The sequence below is a fragment of the Mesorhizobium sp. M7A.F.Ca.ET.027.03.2.1 genome, assembly GCF_003999175.1.
In the GTDB taxonomy this organism is placed as follows: Bacteria; Pseudomonadota; Alphaproteobacteria; order Rhizobiales; family Rhizobiaceae; genus Mesorhizobium.
Map to the genome: position 1 here is coordinate 1 of NZ_RZOM01000757.1, position 3,074 is coordinate 3,074.

The 3,074-nt window shown below is 59.8% G+C and carries 3 protein-coding genes and 1 pseudogene; 3 read left to right on the plus strand and 1 reads right to left on the minus strand.

Going from position 1 to position 3,074, the window contains the following annotated elements; translation table 11 throughout:
• Positions 1 to 534, plus strand: a 534-nt coding sequence (locus EN750_RS26265) for a GntR family transcriptional regulator (protein ID WP_145967922.1), incomplete at its 5' end; no start/stop codon positions are given.
• Positions 535 to 618: 84 nt separating this feature from the next.
• On the opposite strand, the gene EN750_RS26270 is transcribed toward EN750_RS26265, so the two are convergent.
• On the minus strand, positions 619 to 1,125 hold the full coding sequence (locus EN750_RS26270) for a hypothetical protein (protein WP_127398323.1): 507 nt from the start codon (positions 1,123 to 1,125) through the stop codon (positions 619 to 621).
• A gap of 211 nt (positions 1,126 to 1,336) precedes the next feature.
• On the opposite strand from EN750_RS26270, the gene EN750_RS26275 reads away from it, so the two are divergent.
• Entirely contained in the window at positions 1,337 to 2,692 is a 1,356-nt protein-coding gene (locus tag EN750_RS26275; protein WP_127398325.1) for a glutamine synthetase family protein, read from the plus strand.
• A 128-nt stretch (positions 2,693 to 2,820) separates the two neighbouring features.
• Positions 2,821 to 3,074, plus strand: a pseudogene (locus EN750_RS26280) (AraC family transcriptional regulator); the annotation flags it as partial.

A 3,074-nucleotide genomic window follows, 5' to 3' on the forward strand; every position in this document is an offset into this window, starting at 1 on the left:
GTGCGCAGCGCCTTCATGCGGCTGCAAGCGCTGCGGGCGCTCTGCCCAATGCCGAACGGCAGCGTCGAAGTGCCGGCAATATCGGCCGACCGGTTTTCGCAATTGACCGCGGTGCGGACTATCCTCGAAGGCTCGGCGACCGAGCTGGCGACAACACGCATCAACGGCAACAATCTGCGCACGATCCGACGCCACGCCACCGAACTGACATTGGCGGCTCGCAAGGGCGATATCGACGATTATCTGCGCAAGAACCACGACTTCAAATTCTCGATCTATCGCCATTGCGGCAACGAGCAGATGATCTTCCTGATCGAGACCGTATGGATGCAGGTCGGCCCGTTTCTCAGGAATCTCGCCACGGGGTTCGAGGATGACCTCGCCTCCATTCTCGACATTGACTTTCACGAGGAAGTCGTAGCGGCGATCGAGGCTCAGGATGGCGAGCGCGCCCGCGCCGCCATCGTGCGCGACATCGACGAAGGCGCCTCGCACATCCTGCAGCAGGCGAGATTTTCGAAGATGAGAAGCTAGAATCGCCGGGCGACAATTGTTCGATCGAAGGCCCAGCCATGTTGTCTCGGTGGCGAACCCAGAACGTCGAATGCCGGTAGTCGGTCAGGGCGAAATTGGCGATAGCAGAAGCCGCGCAAGCTGGCCGTCGATAGGAAAGTGGATTTGCGGCGTGGACAGCATATGGACTACCTCTTTCGTCCGGTCTTCTGCGAACTCGATATCATCTCGCATTTCAACAAGATCGGCCCATTCCTCGACGTCCTTCGCCTCGAGGTTCCCGGCTAGAAAGCGCAAGAGAACGCTTCGAATGTGATCGTAGGTCAGCGTGACCAGCGCAGTTGGATAGTCCCAGGGAAGCGGCGCCAAAAGCTTTTCAAGCTCTGCAACCGGCCGATCTAGCTCAACCAGTGAGCGGATAATAGAACGCCGTTCTTCATCTTTCCTGCTTTCGCCTTGGCGGCGCGGGCGCTTCGGGTGGTTATCAGTCACAATCGCCACACCTCGCCCGCTCTGACCCCAGCCTGTCAGCGGCCCCATGCCAACAATATGACACTCCGAGGGGATTGTTTGAAGGTTGAATTTCAAACTAACCCACAGTTTGAATGCCACTTGGCTTTCCGACCTCTTGCCTCTATGTTGCGATCGCAGATCGCGCAATTGGTTTTGAAATGCCTCCCGACATCCCAGCTAGTGACTTGAAAAAATAAGGAAAAGCGCTTGGCGACAGCCAAGTTTGTTTTCCTAAAACTCACAAGCTATTTTTATCAGGGACAGTGCAGCCGGTCAGGTTGCGGCACCTTCGAAAACCAGAGGTCATAAATTGAGCGATGCAATTGCGGACGTTTTGAACTGGCTTGATAGCAGGACCGACATCCAGAGCCTGAGAGCCGCGGTGTGCGACCTCAACGGCATCATGCGCGGCAAGCGCATTCCCGTCGAGCAGGCAAGAAAGGCGCTGGAAGGCAAGCTGCGCATGCCTTTTTCGCTGATCGGGCTCGATGTCTGGGGCGAGGACATCGAAGGCAACACACTGGTATTCTCGACCGGCGATGCCGACGGACTGTGCCAGTGGACGGGGCGCGGCATTCTGCCGGTGGCCTGGACGGCGCATCCGACGGCGCTTGTCCCGCTCTGGCTGGCCGACGAAAGCGGCGCGCCCTATCTCGGCGACCCGCGACGGGCGCTGGCCCGCATCCTCGATCGCTACAAGGCCTTGGGCCTGACCCCGGTCGCGGCAACGGAACTCGAATTCTACCTCGTCGATCCGCAGTCGCAGCGGCCGGTCGGACCGGTCTCGCCGGTGACCGGACGCCGCCTCGATTCCGACGCGGCGCTGTCGATCGACGAGATCGACGACTTCGAATCCTTCATCCATGACGTCTACGAGGCCTGCCGGACGCAAGGCATTCCCGTCGACACGGCCATCGCCGAGAACGGCGTCGGCCAGTTCGAAATCAATCTGAACCATGTCGCGGACGCCTTGCGGGCGGCTGACGATGCGGTGCTGTTCAAGCGCACGGTGAAGGGCATTGCGCGCAAGCACGGCTTTGCCGCCTGTTTCATGGCCAAGCCCTATGGCGACCGGGCAGGCAACGGCTTTCACGTTCATTTCAGCCTGCTCGACGGCGAAGGGCGCAACATCTTCGATGACGACACCGACCAGGGTTCTGAGACCATGCGCCATGCGGTCGGCGGCCTGCTTGCGGCAATGGCCGAAAGCACGCTGGTGTTCGCGCCGCACTTCAACTCCTACCGCAGGCTGCGCCCGAGATCCTATGCGCCGACCGCAGTCGCCTGGGGTTATGAGAACCGTATGGTGGCGATCCGCATTCCCGGCGGGCCAACCGGTGCGCGCCGCATCGAGCATCGCGTTTCGGGAGCCGACGCCAATCCCTATCTGGTGCTAGCGGCCATATTGGGCGCCGCACTGACGGGCATTGAAAGACAAATATCGCCAGGCGATCCGATCGGCACCGACGGCCAGGGACTCCCGCCGGCAAAGCTGCCGCCGGACTGGGCATCCGCGATCGCCGCCTTCGAGAGCGGGACGCATGTGGCGGAGATTTTTCCAGCCATCCTGCGCGACTCCTTCGTTGCCTGTAAACGCCAGGAATTGAACACGTTCGCGCTCAATGTCAGCGATTTCGAAATCGAGACATACCTCGAAAGTGTTTGAGGCCCGACGGCCCCAGCGGCATTGGTTCCGGCCGATTTTCGAGCAGCCGCAAAGCACTTGCAGTGGGGTCACTAACCGGGCATAAACATGATGGTTTTTATCATGTATTATGGTTGGGATCACAGGACTTGACCTTCGTTGCGCGCATGGAAAGCCGGATTGAGGGCTTTTCAGTCATTGGCGATCTGAAATGGCATGTCTGGGACGGCGTGGTCGCCGACCTCTGGGATGTCTCATGCGGTGACAAGGCCGAAGGCTATTACGTCTCTCCCGACCCCCGGCTGTTCGTCGCGCTCGATGTGGATGGCGACGGCGCTTTCTTCGTCGAAGGCGCCAAGGGCGAATTGCGCCGCCACGACCAGGCTTTTTCCATGGCCTACAT